This is a genomic window from Telluribacter humicola (assembly GCF_017355935.1).
GTDB lineage: Bacteria > Bacteroidota > Bacteroidia > Cytophagales > Spirosomataceae > Telluribacter > Telluribacter humicola.
The window spans coordinates 22,148-39,324 of sequence record NZ_JAFIQT010000014.1; the positions used below are offsets into that span (position 1 = coordinate 22,148).

19 protein-coding genes and 1 pseudogene are annotated in these 17,177 nt (G+C 45.2%); 4 read left to right on the forward strand and 16 right to left on the reverse strand.

All coding sequences use genetic code 11. From position 1 onward, the window contains the following. From JUB14_RS27115 to JUB14_RS27185, 15 genes are all read right to left on the reverse strand, one after another. Positions 1 to 330: a hypothetical protein gene (locus JUB14_RS27115; protein ID WP_207510010.1), complete on the reverse strand. Its 330-nt coding sequence runs from the start codon at positions 328 to 330 to the stop codon at positions 1 to 3. A gap of 289 nt (positions 331 to 619) precedes the next feature. Then, the gene (locus tag JUB14_RS27120) at positions 620 to 997 is read right to left on the reverse strand and encodes a hypothetical protein (protein ID WP_207510011.1); all 378 of its coding nucleotides are present in this window, start codon (positions 995 to 997) and stop codon (positions 620 to 622) included. A 96-nt stretch (positions 998 to 1,093) separates the two neighbouring features. After that, positions 1,094 to 1,399, reverse strand: a complete 306-nt coding sequence (locus JUB14_RS27125) for a hypothetical protein (protein WP_207510012.1) — start codon at positions 1,397 to 1,399, stop codon at positions 1,094 to 1,096. Between the two features lie 2 nt (positions 1,400 to 1,401). After that, on the reverse strand, positions 1,402 to 2,064 hold the full coding sequence (locus tag JUB14_RS27130; protein WP_207510013.1) for a ParA family protein: 663 nt from the start codon (positions 2,062 to 2,064) through the stop codon (positions 1,402 to 1,404). A gap of 1,418 nt (positions 2,065 to 3,482) precedes the next feature. Next, positions 3,483 to 3,704, reverse strand: coding sequence for a DUF2798 domain-containing protein (locus tag JUB14_RS27135; RefSeq protein WP_262897639.1), 222 nt, complete (start codon positions 3,702 to 3,704; stop codon positions 3,483 to 3,485). Positions 3,705 to 3,753: 49 nt separating this feature from the next. After that, complete coding sequence (locus JUB14_RS27140) at positions 3,754 to 4,722, reverse strand: zinc-binding alcohol dehydrogenase family protein (RefSeq protein ID WP_207510015.1); 969 nt, start codon at positions 4,720 to 4,722, stop codon at positions 3,754 to 3,756. 56 nt (positions 4,723 to 4,778) lie between these two features. After that, complete coding sequence (locus JUB14_RS27145; protein ID WP_229368373.1) at positions 4,779 to 5,429, reverse strand: hypothetical protein; 651 nt, start codon at positions 5,427 to 5,429, stop codon at positions 4,779 to 4,781. A gap of 64 nt (positions 5,430 to 5,493) precedes the next feature. Beyond that, on the reverse strand, positions 5,494 to 5,850 hold the full coding sequence (locus JUB14_RS27150) for a nuclear transport factor 2 family protein (protein ID WP_207510017.1): 357 nt from the start codon (positions 5,848 to 5,850) through the stop codon (positions 5,494 to 5,496). A 39-nt stretch (positions 5,851 to 5,889) separates the two neighbouring features. Beyond that, on the reverse strand, positions 5,890 to 6,759 hold the full coding sequence (locus JUB14_RS27155) for an alpha/beta fold hydrolase (protein WP_207510018.1): 870 nt from the start codon (positions 6,757 to 6,759) through the stop codon (positions 5,890 to 5,892). 108 nt (positions 6,760 to 6,867) lie between these two features. Continuing rightward, positions 6,868 to 7,821, reverse strand: a complete 954-nt coding sequence (locus JUB14_RS27160) for an L-histidine N(alpha)-methyltransferase (RefSeq protein ID WP_207510019.1) — start codon at positions 7,819 to 7,821, stop codon at positions 6,868 to 6,870. An 8-nt stretch (positions 7,822 to 7,829) separates the two neighbouring features. After that, complete coding sequence (gene egtB / locus JUB14_RS27165) at positions 7,830 to 9,008, reverse strand: ergothioneine biosynthesis protein EgtB (protein ID WP_207510020.1); 1,179 nt, start codon at positions 9,006 to 9,008, stop codon at positions 7,830 to 7,832. Between the two features lie 122 nt (positions 9,009 to 9,130). After that, positions 9,131 to 10,345: a multidrug effflux MFS transporter gene (locus JUB14_RS27170; RefSeq protein WP_207510021.1), complete on the reverse strand. Its 1,215-nt coding sequence runs from the start codon at positions 10,343 to 10,345 to the stop codon at positions 9,131 to 9,133. A gap of 60 nt (positions 10,346 to 10,405) precedes the next feature. After that, positions 10,406 to 11,536, reverse strand: a complete 1,131-nt coding sequence (locus tag JUB14_RS27175) for a hypothetical protein (RefSeq protein WP_207510022.1) — start codon at positions 11,534 to 11,536, stop codon at positions 10,406 to 10,408. A 225-nt stretch (positions 11,537 to 11,761) separates the two neighbouring features. After that, complete coding sequence (locus JUB14_RS27180; protein ID WP_207510023.1) at positions 11,762 to 12,292, reverse strand: DinB family protein; 531 nt, start codon at positions 12,290 to 12,292, stop codon at positions 11,762 to 11,764. A gap of 104 nt (positions 12,293 to 12,396) precedes the next feature. Beyond that, positions 12,397 to 12,975 carry a Crp/Fnr family transcriptional regulator gene (locus tag JUB14_RS27185; RefSeq protein WP_229368374.1) on the reverse strand — a complete coding sequence of 193 codons (579 nt, stop codon included), beginning with the start codon at positions 12,973 to 12,975 and terminating at the stop codon, positions 12,397 to 12,399. A 412-nt stretch (positions 12,976 to 13,387) separates the two neighbouring features. On the opposite strand from JUB14_RS27185, the gene JUB14_RS27190 reads away from it, so the two are divergent. The 4 genes and pseudogenes from JUB14_RS27190 (at position 13,388) to JUB14_RS27210 (ending at position 16,374) form a co-directional block, all read left to right on the forward strand. Further along, entirely contained in the window at positions 13,388 to 14,659 is a 1,272-nt protein-coding gene (locus tag JUB14_RS27190) for a chloride channel protein (RefSeq protein WP_207510024.1), read from the forward strand. A 164-nt stretch (positions 14,660 to 14,823) separates the two neighbouring features. Beyond that, positions 14,824 to 15,387 (forward strand): annotated as a pseudogene (locus tag JUB14_RS28250) (transposase). Next, on the forward strand, positions 15,293 to 15,646 hold the full coding sequence (locus JUB14_RS27205; protein ID WP_207510033.1) for a hypothetical protein: 354 nt from the start codon (positions 15,293 to 15,295) through the stop codon (positions 15,644 to 15,646). The pseudogene JUB14_RS28250 and the gene JUB14_RS27205 overlap by 95 nt, the downstream one beginning before the upstream one ends. A gap of 260 nt (positions 15,647 to 15,906) precedes the next feature. Beyond that, positions 15,907 to 16,374, forward strand: coding sequence for a transposase (locus tag JUB14_RS27210; RefSeq protein ID WP_207510027.1), 468 nt, complete (start codon positions 15,907 to 15,909; stop codon positions 16,372 to 16,374). 211 nt (positions 16,375 to 16,585) lie between these two features. On the opposite strand, the gene JUB14_RS27215 is transcribed toward JUB14_RS27210, so the two are convergent. Then, the gene (locus JUB14_RS27215; protein WP_207510028.1) at positions 16,586 to 17,068 is read right to left on the reverse strand and encodes a hypothetical protein; all 483 of its coding nucleotides are present in this window, start codon (positions 17,066 to 17,068) and stop codon (positions 16,586 to 16,588) included. Positions 17,069 to 17,177: the final 109 nt, after the last annotated feature.

Consider the following 17,177-nt stretch of genomic DNA (forward strand, 5'->3'; position numbering starts at 1 on the left):
TTATCTGGTCATCGTGTATCCACCCGTTGAGCCACCAGAGGTGGTCTGAACATCAGTGACAATTAGATTAAAACCAAACCATATAATGGCTCCGACTACCAGGTATAGAAGATTGCGTACAGAGTTTGGAGAGTTACTTATAAATGAAGCAACTACCTTAACTACGCCAACAACCATTAGAATGCCGAATATTAAATTTCCAATGGTAACGATCGTTTGATAGTAGCCCGTTAAGGCTTGTGATACGGAACCTCCTGTTCCTTGAGCAAGCAGATTTAAGGAGAGGCAGGAGAGAACTAATGTCGCGGTACAGATTACGGTCTTTTTCATCTTAATTAATAATTATTAATTGTTTTATTTAGTTACTTATTGAAATTGATCTTCTTGAAGTAGAGCTAATATGTATTTACCGGAATTAAAGCATAGCCGTAGTGTAACGCCCCAGTTCAAAAACGAGGTTTTAGCAATGAAAGACAGCAGGCAAAGCTTCGCCAGGGCACAAAAAGGTGCCTTTGGTTTAGTAAACTCGCTTACTGCGAATACTATGTGTTTTTATTTGTGAATTGGATTGATGCGCCCGACAAAGAGGCATGGGGCGACAAGGAAGTTTATCTTTTCATTATATTTTGCTGTTACGGTTGTAAATATCCTTTAACTCCTCAGCCGCATTTTTCATGTCGGCAAATCTCGACCGCCTCTTTACAAGCGTAATCGCATTTTCTTCCTGGACTTGCTCAATTGCAAAGCCCAGGTCATCACCAAAGCCTGTTTCTATGGGATCAACAGGTTCAGTATTTTCATTTTCCTTCTTCAAATATTCAGCCTTCACAGACTTCTCGAAAGAGGATTCTCCTTTTATTTGTCTGCGTCGTTCGTTGACGATTTTTCTCTGTTCTGCCAGTAAATCAGAACGATTTGCCAATAACGATACAATTACTTTTTTGGGCGGCCTACTATAATATTTTTTATATATCTGGTAGAGTAGATAGCCTAACAAATAACAAGTAGCAGTGCCCAAGAACGTGACTATCATTTCAGCCGTCATCTAGGCACAAAAATAAAATAGGAGATATAAAAAATGCAAGTGGAAAAATTATTTTTTCCCCATCAACTCCATTATTTCCTTGATTCTGGGATCATTTGCGATGGCTTCTGATGCTAATTCTCTGATTTCCAAGCCATGTTGGGTGGAAGCTATTTTTAGTAGACGGTGCACCGATTTGCGGATGGTGATGTTTTGGTACCCCTCCGTTTCGGCCCCCTTCTGGGATTTAGCTAGGGCTGGCTCAGCCTTCTTGTCCGTAGGTAATTGTGCCGGGGCTTGCAGTGCATCCTGAATGCTTTTCTTGGCTTCCGGGTCGTCCAGAAGTGAGGAAAAGGGTTTTTTATTTTTGGCCATAGTTATAGTATTTGGTAGCGTTGCTTAAATTCCTGATAAAATGCTTCATAGGGTTCGGCGATGCTGGAATAGTCTAGCGGGCAGTCCATGGTACCAACACGCATGAAATCAGCACGGTTCGGCAATGCGTTGTCAAAGATGGTAATGTCTAGCATATCGGCATATCGGTCAATGTCACCGTTCTCACGTAGGTTGTGCTGCCGGAAATTCTGTACGCCGTAAATGTTGAAATCATAGCCCCGTTCCTTACGTATATCACCCATTTTTTTAGCTGCCTTGATAAACTCAAAAGCCGATAAAACATCAGAATCACCCAGCCGGATGGGGACAAGGAGGCTATCGCAAAATGTTAGTGCCATTACCGCCTCATCAGGCCCGGTCATACGTGGCAGATCCAGAAAGATGAAGTCAAATTCTTCATATCGTTCATCCAGTACTGAAGCCACGTCATCCGTAGCCATAACCTCGCAGGTGTTTTCCGACTTACCGATTCTTTCTATCTCCCTAGTCCTCAACTTAGCAATGGTTCGCTGACCATCGGCATCTAACACTAGCACTCTTTTGTTTTCCCGGCTTAGACAATTAGCAAGCCAAATTGTAATGGCTGATTTTCCACTGCCTCCTTTCTGAGAGCATACGGAAATGATTCGTGTTTCTTGTTTCATTTTAGTAAGGTGGTAGGTTGCAAAGAACGTTAATATTTTACGATAATGAAAGTATGTTATCTCATTAATATAAAATATTGATATTGTATAAATATTTATTTTGGAATTGTAAGCAAATGAGTATGCTAATATATTGAGTGAGAGATTATAATAGACATGGGGTGGAGGTGCTATTAAAATATTGATATTTTAATATAATAAATCTTAGTTAAACGCTCTTCGATAATCTAGACAGGCAGCATGGTTAACGAAAGAAGAACTGATATTGAAAAAACAAATCGATCCTTGTTCTATCTAGGGTATAGCCCAGCTCCTATACCATAACCTCAGGTATAACATACCAGGTTGAGCTGTTTCTGATAGAATGGATTTATCGGAAGTAGGACCAACAAGAGGGAGTCCTAAGAAATGTGGCAAATTGCATAACCAAACCATCTTAGTATTTGTATCTGACAGATACTAGTCAATCACCTTGTGCTGCTATGATATCTCACCTGCTGATATTGAACAATGATAAAAGTGCCCAATATGTATTATCTAAGACGATGGTTCAAAGGACCTATTTTGCTGATTATGTATCTACTTTGAACAATGATAAAGAAGTGTAGCCCATTAGTGTATATCTTATTGTGCAACTAGGATATACTAATAACGGCTGGGGTACCGCTTGCCTGTAAAAAGTAAGGTGTACCATCATGTTTCAACTGGATCTACATGAGTCCGAATTTGTCTTAAATATGATGTACCTAATGGATTCTTACAATAACCCCCACCTCTTCCAACTCATCCAAAAGTTGAAATAGTCCAGTGCGAATAAGTTCTCGCTTGTTTTGGTAAAGTTGAGCATGAAGTGACAGATATTCGATATAACTCCAAAACGTAAGTCTTGAATGAAAGCAGGATGACTCTTTCCAATTTTCGAATAGTTCTACAGGTGACTCACCTGAGATGAGCGCCCCCCTGTTTGTTAAATACTTCATCCGCACATCGAATGCATTTCTGATTTGAACGAACGTTTATCTATAATGTTTATACTTCTGCTCAATTTCCCGTAGATGGTTATACGCCATGCTGTATTGAGAACGCTGTAGATAGAAGTGTACATAATAACATTCACCTGCGGCCTCACATGAACGGTCCGCCGCTGGGGTTGTAGTTATCCGACTCCAGCGGTCGCCCACCAGGCAGAACAGCCGCTGAAAAAGCATTGGAACCTAAAGTTTATAATGAGCAAAAGCTATTAAAGGACTTGGATTAACACCTGAAGAATCTAACTTGTCAACCTCATATCAGGATTAATTTTTGACCCATCAATACATTCAGATTCTGACACCTTTTTCAGGATCGGAAATATGGCCAATACCTTTCAGGACAGGTCAAGGCAAGACACATTAAAGTTAACCCCCTTATCTTCCATATTATCTTGCAGTAACTTTCTCTGCCAGCCGTTTTGCCACAGGAATGATGAAGAATGCAGCAATATATGCTACGGGGAACATGACGCTCCAGGCTTTACAGGCTAATTCAAACCATCCTTCATGAAAACCATGGTTCCTGACAATGCCAACAAAGGCCATAAGCAATGTCATTGGTAATACTACAAACAATGTGTTTATGAATTTTAGATATCTACTAGTCATTCTTTTTTGAGTTTAAGAACCTATTTTACCTGTATACTTAGCAATAGGCTTAGTGCAATATCACGATCTTCCCTGCCCCCTGATTACTCTCCATGAACCGGTGAGCCTCCACGATTTGACCAAAGGTAAACACCTGGCTTATAGGGATCTTTACCTGATCTGCCTCAACCTGATGGATGAAGTCCTGAAACGCCTCTGTCGGACTGGTAATCTGACCACTATCGTAGATGGTGAGTCGAACCGTAGCTGGGATAAATTCCATGGGGGCGAAATCAGTAACCGTCCAGGTTTCGGATAACATGCCACTCATGCAGCCGGTGCCACCGGGTCTAAGGCATTCAAGAGAGTCTTTCAGCGTGGAGGTACCCACTAGTTCCAGTACCTTATTAACACCCTCTGGAACAATAGCCCTTACCTGCTCCTTCAGATGCCCCTCATCAATTAAGACATGCGAGGCTCCATTGACCAGTAGCGCTTCTTCTTTCCGGGGATTACGGGTGGTAGCCAGTACCGTCAGGCCTGCCTTATTGGCTAGTTGAGTCGCCAGCATACCCACCGATGAAGTACCTCCACGGATTAACAGCGTCTCCCCTTTTTGAATACCCAGCGCCAGATTCAATGAGCCATGTACTGTCTGAAACATTTCCGGTATAGCTCCCAATGTATCCCACGGAAGCCTGCTCTGAAACGTATGCAACAGGCTCCTGGGCAGCAGGGTGTACTGGGCATAGCTGCCGTCAAAGTTGCGGCCCATACCACCCATCAGGGCCATAACCTGCTGTCCCTTGGAGTACTCTCCTGAGGGGTCCGCTTCCACTTCGCCTACACACTCAATGCCTAGTACACGAGGGAACCTGACATTGGGCGAATAGCCTTTACGTGTCATCAGTTCGGAGCGGTTCAGGCCAAAAGCTTTGACTTTGACCAACACCTGTCCCTCCGCCGGGGTAGGTATTGGACGCTCTTCAAGTATAAGCTCCTCGGGCGCACCGGGATGGTAGAGTACGGCAGCTTTCATTGTGGTGGCTTTTCAGACAAATTGAGACCCTTCTTAGCTATACTATAACTCGTAACTTATTGATGGTGGATCTTAAGATCCGAGAAAAAACCTTCTGTACCGACTTCCACCCATAAGCCAATGGCACCTGATGCATTAGCCCCCAGCTTTAAGTCGTTCACCACCAGGGAAGGCTGTTTACTATCATTTAGATAGAGTTTGGCCTGCTGCCCCTGTACTACAATCTGTAGGGTGATCCATTCATCTAATCCCATGTCTGCGTAGGATTCATAACGCTCCGGAGCTTCTTTCCGCAAGCGGTCAAACTTATAATGCGGGTAAGAGTAGTACTGAATGGAGTGATTGCGACGCACCTGATCGTCTGAACGGCCGTTGGTGGGGCGGATGTAGATACTTTCGTAGGAAGTATTGGTTTCGTTGATCCGAAATGCCACGCCTATAAATCCCCGTGCGAATTCGGGTGCGTTTTTCAGCAGACGACTCAGGACCTTAACTTCGATGGTTCCATTGGTAAAATTGGCCCCACTGATCTTTACAAACGTGGGCTCGTCAAACGCTTTTACCGCAGTATCCTTTACGACTCGTACCGCTTTTTTTCCCTTCAATTTTACCAGGGTCATTGAAACATCGACAGCCTGAAGGCGATCTTCCACCAGTTTGATCTTCTGAGCAAACAGCGTTGTCGAGCCTAGCACCAGGGCAATCATGAGCACTAGATATATTCCTTTCATCCTCTGGATTAACAAGGTCTTTGGATAAATCTGTACGAATCTACCTGGTAAGCACATGCGATGCTACGGTATGCAACCTAATCTTTTCCCCTTCCAGGAAAAATGTATCCGTACCCATTGGTATGTTGGCTACGGCTGATTCACTTGACCAGACGATATAGGCAGTATTGCCTGTCACGATTAGCCTCTTCATTTCAAAGTCAGATCCCGTGGGTATGGTGACAAAAAAATCTGCAAAAAACTTCCGGATAGCAGCCAGTCCTTTTAAAGGGCCTTCCGGTGTAAGTACTTCCGATTCTTCGGTATAATCTTTTAGGATCTCATCCAGATCATTGTTACCAAAAGCGGTAAGGTGGTGTGTTAGTACCTGAGTGGTTATGTTTTCTTGAATGTTCATGTCATTTATATTTAAATAGCTTCAATCTGGTTCTGTGTTCTAATTCAGGAATGGTAGCATACTCGTCCATACAGCCGGAAAATTCGTCAGAAATACCGGATGTGGTGCGTTGGGAATTATGCTTAGCTGCGCGTTCGGAATCATTTCATAGGCGGCAATGACCGTCTTCAGGGGAGCATTCTGATCCTTTTCGCCAGCCATTACCAAAACCGGACATTTAATTTCCCCCAGTGTTTCTTTACCTATATTTATTGAGTTATAGTACTTATTCAGATTCCCCAGCCATTCGTCAAACCGCTCAGGCTCGGGCATAAGCTTGAGTTGCTGTTTGAAGTAGAGACTGTCCATGCTGAAAAACAATTTTCGGGAATTGTCAAAAGTCCTAAAGCCCTGCTTCCACTCCCCGGCACCGATAGCAATCAGCTTCTTCACTTTATTCGGGTGCAAGGCAGCCAGAAAATAGCCGGTGTAAGCGCCATCACTGAATCCTAAAACGGTCACACTGTCTTTGGTGACCGCCTGGATAATGGCATTGACATCCTCAGCCTTACGCTCGTAAGAAGGTACCTGTGAACCCATTTCCGATTTGCCATGTCCCCTGGTGGATACGGCAATGACCTGGTAGTTCTTCTTCAAACTATCAATCAACTTGTGCATCTCAAAGGTAGAGCCTACTATACCGCCATGTAGGATTACTAGGGGTTTGCCTTTGCCGTACACTTCGTAGTAGATCCTGGCATCACCCGTATTGAGGTAATGGCCGGCCTGAGAGTTTGCACCGTACGGAATGGCACTGGCTGGTGAAGGTGCTGCTTGCATGAAGTGTCTTAATCCCGCCTGCGGTGGCTGTTGGCCAAAGGCCAGGGAGGAAATAAGCCCAAATAATAAAAAGATCAATCGTAACTTCATTGGTGTACTGTTTTATCATGCAAAATTCGCCATCTGCCAGCTTCTCAGGAATAAGCTATCTTAAGTAATACCCTTAAGATAGTTTAAGGGTAGCTGATAGTTCAGATTCTAAACGCGCCACAGTACATCAACGAATTGGTGACAACTATCAAAGAAAGCATCAACCGGCTCATAACCGGCCTTTGCAGCTAGCTCCTGAATCTCAGCCTCGTTGTATTTTTGGGATATCTCCATATAGATTGGTTCATCCCGCTCAAAGGCAATCACGGTATCATCAAAGGTTACCTGTTGTGCAAGCAGGCTGATCAGGTAACTTTTACAACTGCCGGTTATGGGATCATACACCGGAAAATGCTCAAACTGATTAGGCTTGAAATCTGCACCTAGTTCCCGATTCATACGGTGCAGGAGATTCAAATTGAAGTCCCGGGTCAACCCCTCTTTATCATTATAAGCATCCAGTATAACCTGTGGATTTTTCTTTAAGTCAAATCCCACAAGCAAATAGTCTCCTTCCTGTAGTAAGCCCCGCAACTGCTCAAGGAATCCCAAAGCCTCTTCAGGCAGCATATTACCAATCGTTGCCCCCAGAAAGACCACCAGCTTAGCAGTAGGACTTTCAGCCTGAATGTGTTCCAGCATGGGGAAGTACTCACCAGCCCGGCCGCTTATCTGCATACCTTTAAGTATAGGAGGAAGCATCCGGTCCAGATAATCCACCATACCGGTCGAAATATCAATGGGATAATATTGCCTGCTGCATCGTAGCCTGAGTGCTTCCTGGAGCAGGTATAGGGTCTTTGAGGCATCTCCGGCCCCTAGTTCTATCACATCAAACATGGGATTGGTACCAGCGCAGGATTGGATAATCTGTCGACTTTGAGTACGGAGTATTTCCTCCTCCGCCCGGGTAAGATAATACTCAGGACAGCCCATGATCTGCTGAAACAGCTGGTCGCCTTTTGCATCATAGAAGTACTTCGGCAGTAGGTATTTGGGGTTACTTGATAGTCCTTTCAGCACATCCTGCCGGAATGGACTGTCAACTAGAATGTCATTCATAGCGTCATTTAAAAAGTGGCTGATTTCACTGATCGGGCCAGTCTTATACCTGTAAACTGCCAGCGTAAGTGGGTATGAAAAAAATTACGATAGGTGGGGCGACTATGGTCAGGCGTGGTGGCCTGGGAAGCCCCTCGCAGCACCATCTGATTCACCATGAACTTACCGTTGTACTCGCCAATAGCCCCTTCCGCTTTAGTAAAACCCGGGTAAGGCAGGTAAGCGCTTTCGGTCCACTCCCAGCGGGAGCCCCATTCCAGTTGAGCCTGTGCAGATTCCCACTCTGCTTCGGTAGGCAGACGAACTCCCCGCCACTGAGCATAGGCCCAGGCTTCGAAATAACTAATATGACAGACCGGCTGATCCAGGGGCAGGGGCTGGAGCCCTTCGGGTGTATAATGATACCATACACCGTCGATCTGGTACCAGTACATCGGAGCTTTCACGCCCTGCGTTTTAATCCATTCCCATCCCTCTGCGTGCCAATAGCGAAAATCGGTATACCCTCCGGATTCTATAAAAGCCAGGTACTCCCCGTTGCTGACGAGCTCCTGCCGAATTTGGTAGGGGGCCAGGTACACCTTGTGCCGATTCAACTCATTATCAAAACAGAATTCACCACCGTTGGCTCCTATCTCGTAGATGCCCTCGGACATACTGATCCAATGCTCGCCGGTAATGGCTGGTACCGGGGGTTGGGGATAATCGGTTGGGTAAGCCGGAAGCAATGGGTTATTACCCAGGATATATTTAATATCCGTAATGAGTAGCTCCTGGTGTTGTTCCTCATGGTTTAAGCCAAGAATAATGGTGGATCTAAGGGTTTCCGTTAATCCGCTTTCACCGGATAAAAACTGTTGCATGGCAGCATCTACATGGGACCGGTAAGTCATAATATCGGAGACAGTTGGGCGACTGAGATTACCTCGGTCCGTGCGAACCACCCGGGCTCCTACTGTTTCATAATAGCTGTTAAAGACATAATTGTACTGGTCATTGAACACCTGGTAACCCACCCTATGGGGGAGTAGCACAAACGTTTCAAAAAACCAGGTAGTATGCCCCAAATGCCACTTGGGAGGACTGACATCTACCACGGGCTGGACGACAAGATCTTCCGCCTGTAGTCCCTGACAGACATTTTCGCTTCGGGTACGTACCTGTTGATATTTTTCCAGTAGGTTCATAAACGAGTTAGATGACCCGCACCTTATCCCATGAAAAATAGTCTGGGAATCGGTATGCAGGAAGCTGTTAAAAGCTTTGATAATTGTAAGTAGATTAATGTATCTGAGGTTATTTTGAAGCTCTACAAGGAGACTGCTTCCTGTTTCGCCAGGTATTCCATTTGTCTGACACCTACTAGCAGAATTACCATGGCCAGTATACAGCAAGCCATCATGATCGCGGCCATCGGTAAGGCCGTTCCATTGAATAATAAGCCTACTAAGGCGGTAGCCATAGCCCCACAAATCATCTGAAAGGAGCCCATTAAAGCGGAAGCACTTCCAGCCCGGTGGGTAAAGGGAGCCAACGCTAAGGCTACCGAGTTGGGAAAAGTAAATCCCTGACAACTCAGGAATAGAAACAGGAGTCCCACAGTACTATATAAACCCAGTGAACCCGTTATACTTCCCAGTACAAGGATTAGTCCGATTAATAGTTGAGCAAGTAGTGCGGTGTACATGATCTGACTACTTGTATAGCTACGTAATAACCAGTTATTGAGCTGGCTACTTCCGATTAACCCGGCGGCTATAAGCGCAAAAATGGCCCCATACTGCTCTTCACTGACACCATACAATTTCATGAATACAAATGGCGACCCTGCCAGATACGCAAAAAGACCCGCCGAAGCAGTTGCTCCTGCAAAGGCATAGGTCCTGAATTGAGGTACTTTGGCAACCTGAAAATAGCCCTGGGTAACAGCGGTCGGTGTAAGTAAGACTGTGGAATCAGCCCCCCTGCTCTCGGGGAGCCACCGGATTACGGCAGCCAATAGTAGCATAGTGACAATAGCCAATATCGTAAAGACCATCGGCCATCCACTGGTTGCTATCAGGTAACTACCTACCGTGGGAGCAAGAATGGGAGACACTCCCAATATCAACACCAACAAGGATAGAACCTTGGCATGTTGGTCAGCCGGGAATAGATCTCTTACCATCGCATTGGGGGTTACCATACCCACACAAGCTCCTAGCGCCTGAAGAAATCTGAAACCAATTAGGGCCTCGGCCGAAGTAGAGAGCGAACAGCCTAAAGAAGCAAGTGTATATACCACCAGGCCGACCACGAGCGGGATTTTCCGCCCGTAGCGATCCAGGAGGGGGCCGCACACCAATTGACCCAGGCATACGCCAACAAAGAAGCTGGAAAGCGAATAAGCCACCTGGTCAACCGTCGTATGAAGATCCTTAGCGATGGCCGGAAAACCCGGCAGGTACATATCAATGGAGAAGGGACACACTGCCGCCAGCAATCCCAAGATCAGGATTACGCCAGATCGTTTGTTAGCTTTCATAAGCTCTTTGTTGTATAAAGCGTAAGTGGATTAGTTTGCAGCTACCCCAGGCTGAGCCGATTATTTAGTGAATAATCCAGCCCCAAGATGGGCTCCCGCCGTTCCAGGTTTTAAGTGAAGGTAGTTTCGTTGGGTCTGATCTTCCTCAATTTCCACCTTGCCGTCTTTTCTGATAATGGCATTTTCTCCTAAAACCAGCTTTTTCGGGTCAGCCTTTACTCCAAAATCCGCCGGGCCACCGCCTTTAGTGACCAACTCCTTATATCCAAGCACCATGGAGTTGGTAAGGTTATAGGAGCTCTTCTCCTCTTTATTTAAGACCCAGAATATGTTAGCATCGGCCACCACATTGTTATAGTACTTGAAATCTTCAGCGGGCGACCAGGTCCATACGGCGGCTCCATAATTACTTACTACCAGATTATGATGCATTTCACATCGCTCCGCGGGTCGGTCAGAGAACCAGAAAACAACAGCGTCTTTCACCTGATAAAATACACAGTGATCCACCACGACACCATGCCCGCTGGCCAATACAGCCACATGGTTAGGAATGGCATGCCTATCCCCTATAAACAGGCACTGAGTAACCCTTAAATCGTCCAGATGCCGACCTTCCCGTACAATAGGATAGTTTCTTCGAACAAACCCTTCGGCTGGCCTCTCATGGACTGGAGTACCTAAAACCCGCAACCCCTGAATGGTCACATGGTTGGTTTCTATTTGAATACCATAGGAAGTACCTTTGAATGGATCTTCCTTACCGGAAGGTTTGAAGTTCAGGGGCATGGTAGATACAATGACCGGCATCCTGGCGGGATTCCATTCAGCATCATCGGGTAAAATTTCTGCCCGGATCGTCAAACGGTCTTTTTGGGTAAAGAACCAGTTGACAGGATGAAAAGTAATGGTCGCATCCAGACCATAAATTCCTTCGGATAAGTAAAGGGTGATGGCTCCTCTACCATTGGCCTCATTGATTTTACGGGCTGCTTCCCATAAAGTCTTCAATGGTTGGTCCTTAGTACCCGTACTTAAGTCATTCCCTGTTTCCGAATTTAAATAGATATTCCCTCCCTGGGGTACTCCTGCTCTTGGTTGAATGGTTTGTCCAAACGAGTGGGTAGGCATCAGGAAAGATACCCATAGGCATAGGGCTACCACTGTCTGAATTATACGCCTTCTGATCATCTTATTTAATTTAAATAGGTAAAGAATGAGAATCCCAGCCACTCATGGAGTTGTTGCTCCACCTTTTGGGGCCCATAGGCCAATAAGTACGGAGAGTAGTATAGCCTGGGTCCTAGCCAGTAGGACAATTTGAGGTTAGTGGCTTCAACGGGAGTCCTCGTTAAAACCACCAACCTAAGTAGGAGTGCTACATTAGTGACTGCCCTTTTTGGCTCAGTGCATTTCTTAAAATAATTTCTCCTGAGGAGGTTTAGCACCAGCTAAACGAAGGTAAACCGTGGTCTGTCCCCGGTGGTGGGTTTGGTGCTCAAAAACCTTGGCGAGCACCCCAGCTTTAGTCATTTCGAACTGACCAAATAACTTTATGCTTTCATTCAGTTGAGCTGGTGTCATTTTTTTGACATTGTTAATGACGAAATCATAGCCGGCCAGTACCAGTTTGGTAACGTTTGCTTTGGATTTATCACCAGCTTTTTCTGATTCACCCTGACCGACCGGGCTTTGGGCTCCCGTAGCCTGAGCGGCAAAACCATAATTACCATCCGTTAGGTGAAGCATTTGCTCAGCAAAGGAGCGCATTTCAGGGGTAGGTTTCAATCCATAGCCGGATTCAGGCATGGCATCCAGATATTCTTTGGTGTAAGCTTTAGCCCGTTCCCATTCTTTTACCGTTTCATCTACGGAGGATTGTGCCAGAGTAGAATGGATAAGACCTAAAACAAGACACAGAGTAGTAATAAGTTTAATTCTTTGCATGATTATGATCTGTTTAATTACCATGCAAAGTTCCAGGGTATTGGTCTGGGCTACCAATAAACTATTGTAAGAAATACCCTTAAGAAAGTTTAAGGGTTGGCTGGTCAGGAAGCAATTTCTTTCCTGATTTTGCTTAGGAACTCAGGAGTGATGCCCAGGTAGGAGGCTATCTGAGTATTGGGTAGGCGCAAGGCGAGGTTGGGATATTGTTCCAGGAAAGCCACGTAGCGATTTTGAGCTGTCGAGCTGATATTCTGCAATACCCGGTTCTGAAGCTCCACATATTTGTCTTCAATGATTACTTTGAAAATGCGGTCAAGCTTTGGGATGTGGGTATATAGGTAGTATAAGTCCTGCTTTTCAATCTGAAGTATCAGGGAAGGCTCCACTGCCTCAATGAATAACTGGCTAGGTCTGTCGGAGTGAAAGCTACCAATATCAGCTATCCAATCATTTTCAGCCGCGAATTGAATATTATGTTCAGTTCCTTTTTGGTCAACGGCAAACATTCGAAAACAACCTTCTACTACAAATGTATAGTGTTTACAGGGGAAACCTTCCTGTAGAATAGACTGTCGGCGTCTTATCTGGCGCTGAATTACTCTATCCTCAAAAAGTAGTTTTTCGCTTTCTTCAAAGTGTAAATAACTTTCAAAGTGACTTATGAGCGGCTGTATCGTCATATGTATGGGCACCTGCTTGTGAAGGAACAAAAATGGCGAAGTGCCCTAATTTTTCAACTACTTTTTTATTTCTGTACGACAGAAGTTGCCAAAAAAGTAGAGAAATACAGTGTTTTATCTTAGAAATTACGACCATTTTAGTACATAGCTTAGTTAACACAACTGGCTACTGTTGAAACACCGCTGTTAGATGTGAATTGCCGCAGATAAGAGCAATTAATCAGAAGTATAACTATCCGAAATTCAAGTTAGCAAACTTTTATCACGACGAGATAGAGCGTAAACTAAAATATAGAAGAAATCCACTTCCTGCACTGTCTAATGATCATCTTCAGACTCTTCGAGAATCTGACTTAGGAGGATGAAAAAAACAGTATTTCTTACCTTTGCAGCGATCAATACTTTTTAAGGAATGGATTATAAGACCAGAAGACTTGCCGCAACACTTAGAAATCAACTTAATTATCCCTTACAGTTTAACCCATTTGTATTCAGCAGAATATTTTTGCTTTGGGTACTTATCGGCATCGTAGGAGGTGTCATTGCTGGTTTTTACTGGACTATACTGGAGGCGTTGCTGCACTTTCTGGCGCAGGTTCAGGGGCTATATATCATACCGCTTATGGCTGGGGCCGGACTACTAGCGGGACTTGTTATCTACTTCCTCGGTGATCCTGGCGAAATGGATATGATTGTAAATAATATCCGATTCAAGGGGGGAAGGCTGGAGCCAAAGAATAACCCTTCTATGATCCTGTCATCCTGGCTATGTATAGCAAGTGGAGGCAGTGCCGGCCCCGAAGCGCCGCTTGTGCAGGTTGTGGGCTCTACCGGAACTTGGATTGCTAAAAAGTTGGGTTTTAAGGGAGAAGACCTGCGTTCGTTGAGTATAGCCGGTATGGCCTCAGCCTTCACGGCTCTTTTTGGTGCTCCACTGGGTGGAAGCCTTTTCGCATTGGAAATCCTGCATCACAAGCATGTCGTAGAGTATTATCAGGCGCTGATTCCTGCCTTTGTAGCCAGCTGCTCGAGTTACGTGATCTTTATCCTGATTACCCACATTGGTATGGGGCCTACCTGGCGCTTCCCTATATACGCTGCTCCCGAACTCAATGATGTTTTTTATGCCATGCTGTACGGAATAGTTGGTACGGCCGTAGGATGGTTCTTTATATTTACAGTTCGCCAGTCCCGTAGCATTTTCAAACAATTGAAACTGCCTATTTATATCAACATGATGATCGGGGGACTCCTTATTGGAACTATTGCTTACCTGGTACCACTGTCACGGTATTTTAGCCATGATGAGCTGAATGTTTTACTCGAGGAGAAATTGAGCCTGTCCTACCTGCTCATATTGCTGGTTGCAAAGATACTGGCTATTGCTTTTACGGTCACCTCTGGTTGGCGGGGTGGATTTATCATCCCCCTTTTCTTTGTAGGTGCCACGCTGGGGTTGGTTATCAATACGATCCTACCTGGACAGAATCTGCCACTGCTCCTGGTAAGTTGCATGGCTGCTATCAATGCCTGTGTAACCCGTACTCCTATCAGTACTACTGTACTACTCTCTACATTAACGGGCTTTCACTATCTAATCCCAATTATGTTTGCCAGTCTGACTGGCTTCTTCCTGGCTCCCAAAACACCTCTGATTAATGCGCAGCTTGGGGTGAAAGAGTAAAGCGAACTGGTGGAAGGTTAACAGTAGTACAATGTTAATTAGTGGCTCTTGAAATTCTTGTATTATTAAATTCAATTTAAAGAAAGTACCGTGGCTGTTGCAGAACTCCTATAAAAAGGTGTCTGCAGTCTTTCATATCTTCCCTAGATTTCTTAAATTCAGGTATGCAAGGAAGAAAGATCTACGAAGAAAAGCTGTTTACCAGCTTCCAACTGTCAGAGCGGGTACCCAAGGATAATCTCTACCGCCGTTCAAAGCAAACACTGAATCTACGGTTTCTCTATAAGGATACCCAGGAGTTGTACGGACGTACAGGCAATCCCTCTATTGCTCCGGTGGCATTCTTTAAGCTCATGCTGACAGGTTAACTCGAAAACATAACCCGCGCGGCGGACCGATCTGATCGACAGCTGGTAGAGCATTGTTCGATGCGCATGGACATCCTCTACTTTTTAGGTTATGATATAGATGAAGCTTTGCCCTGGCATTCTACTCTTAGTCGCACCCGACAATTCTATCCCGCTACACTTTTTGAGGCCCTTTTCAACAAGGTCTTTGCTCTGTGCGTAGAGGCGGGCATGGTGGCCGGACATACCCAGGCCATAGATCGCGGCGGTAAAGGCCAATGCCTCCATGGAGAGCCTGGTCCTGAAAAAGCCTTTCCAATCCATCGAGCACCATCTGCAAGAAGTAGACGCAGCAAACCAACCCGATGGAAAAAAAGATAAACCTGTGTCCGGGGTGCATGTCACAGCCTCTCCCCAGAAGTTAAAGAGCCTCAGAAAGCGCCATGATAAGCTGCTGGCTAATCCTGTTTCTGCCCCCGGAGCTTCTCACCGGAAGGCACAACTAGTCAGTAACAAGACGCACTACAATCCTCATGATCCCGATGCACGTATTTCCATGAAGCCTGGTAAAGCCAGGAAGCTTAACTATCACTGTAGTATGTCTGTGGATACGGCCCCAGTGGAACGGCCATGGGTGTGATTAGTCATATACAGGCAGACTTTGCTGAGGGCAGAGACAGCCAGAGCCTTCCTGATATAGCTACCAAAGTGCAACAAAGGCTTAGGGAAAATGAACTGACGATGACGGACCTGCTAGCGGATGCTGGCTACTCCAACGGGTATAACTACCGGTTTTTAGAGTAGAAGGGTATCACCGGCTGGATCCCTGTTTTTGGGAAGTACAAGCCCGAGGTAGAAGGCTTCACCTACAACAAACAAGAGGATAGCTTTACCTGCCCGATGGATAAGCTGCTTCCCTGCAAAGGCTACGAACGTATGCAGGATGGTCAACTATACAAAGGGTACTGGGCAACTACTGCTGACTGTAAAGGCTGTGCCTTAAAGGCTAGTTGTGCTCCAAAAACAGGATGTAAGAAGATTGTACGAACGGCCTATCATGAGCAATACCGGGAAACTCACGTCCGACAAAACAGCTGGCGGGGAAAACAGATGAAACGACTGCGCCAGAGCTGGGTGGAGCCCGTCTTTGGGAGCCTGGTCCAGTACTATGGCATGAGAAAGATAGGAGTAATAGGCAAAGCAGGAGCTCATAAGGTGATGCTTATGGCCGCCATCTGCTTCAACTTGAAGAAGTACCTCAAAGCTGCAAAGTGGAAAATAGCTTCAAGTGCCGCTCTGGAAGCAAGAGCTGGCTCAACTTACCTTCAAGGTGACTGTTTTTACATCAGAAGAAGCTGCTTTCCCTGAAGTAGTGTCTACAACTCCAAACGAGCAGGCCAGCTGGATTAAAAAAGGACTTCTGCAACGGCCACGACCCTTTTTTTACATTTATGGCATCAAGATCACTAGGATGTATCACCCTGACTCAGGAGACACCTTAGTTTGTAGATTTGCCAGGTCCAGGTATTAAAAGTTAATAACTCCTCAAATAGATATACAGGAGTCTCCCGTTTGATCCTTAGTTTTCAAGCCTTTCATTGACGATATCGATTTCCAATTCTCCAAACTGCCGTTTTGGATAATGCCCCACCATCCTTACTTTAAATGTCTCTCCTAGCTCCATCTTCTGAGCTATTTCCATTCCAATGGCATCAGGCAGATACCCTAGCTTATACTCATTCACATAGACCTCGATTGCAAAAGGGGCCTGTTTTGTATCTAAACTTCTCCGAAGTGTGAACTGAGAATCTTCATGGATATATCCTTTTCTTTTTGCCATTTCATATTTAAAATGATACAACCCCATTACTTCTATACTTTTATAATGAATCGGCTTGATCCAGTCTTTATACTTTAGTAGCTCATCCTCCTCTCTCTGGACCGGCAAAGAACGTCTTTGTGATCTACCTGTTTTGTACAGTCTATAAAAGAAGTACAGGAATCCAAATCCTAACAGTACCTTTAGCAAAAGGAGTAGTACACGAGGTAGTGAATCTTCCATAGTAGTATGTTTTACAACCATTAAATCACGGCCTTTTTCCGGGCCTCTCTGCGCTGCATCCGCTTGTCCAGCGACATCAGGAATGCCGGCAGCAGGATCAGGTTAGAGG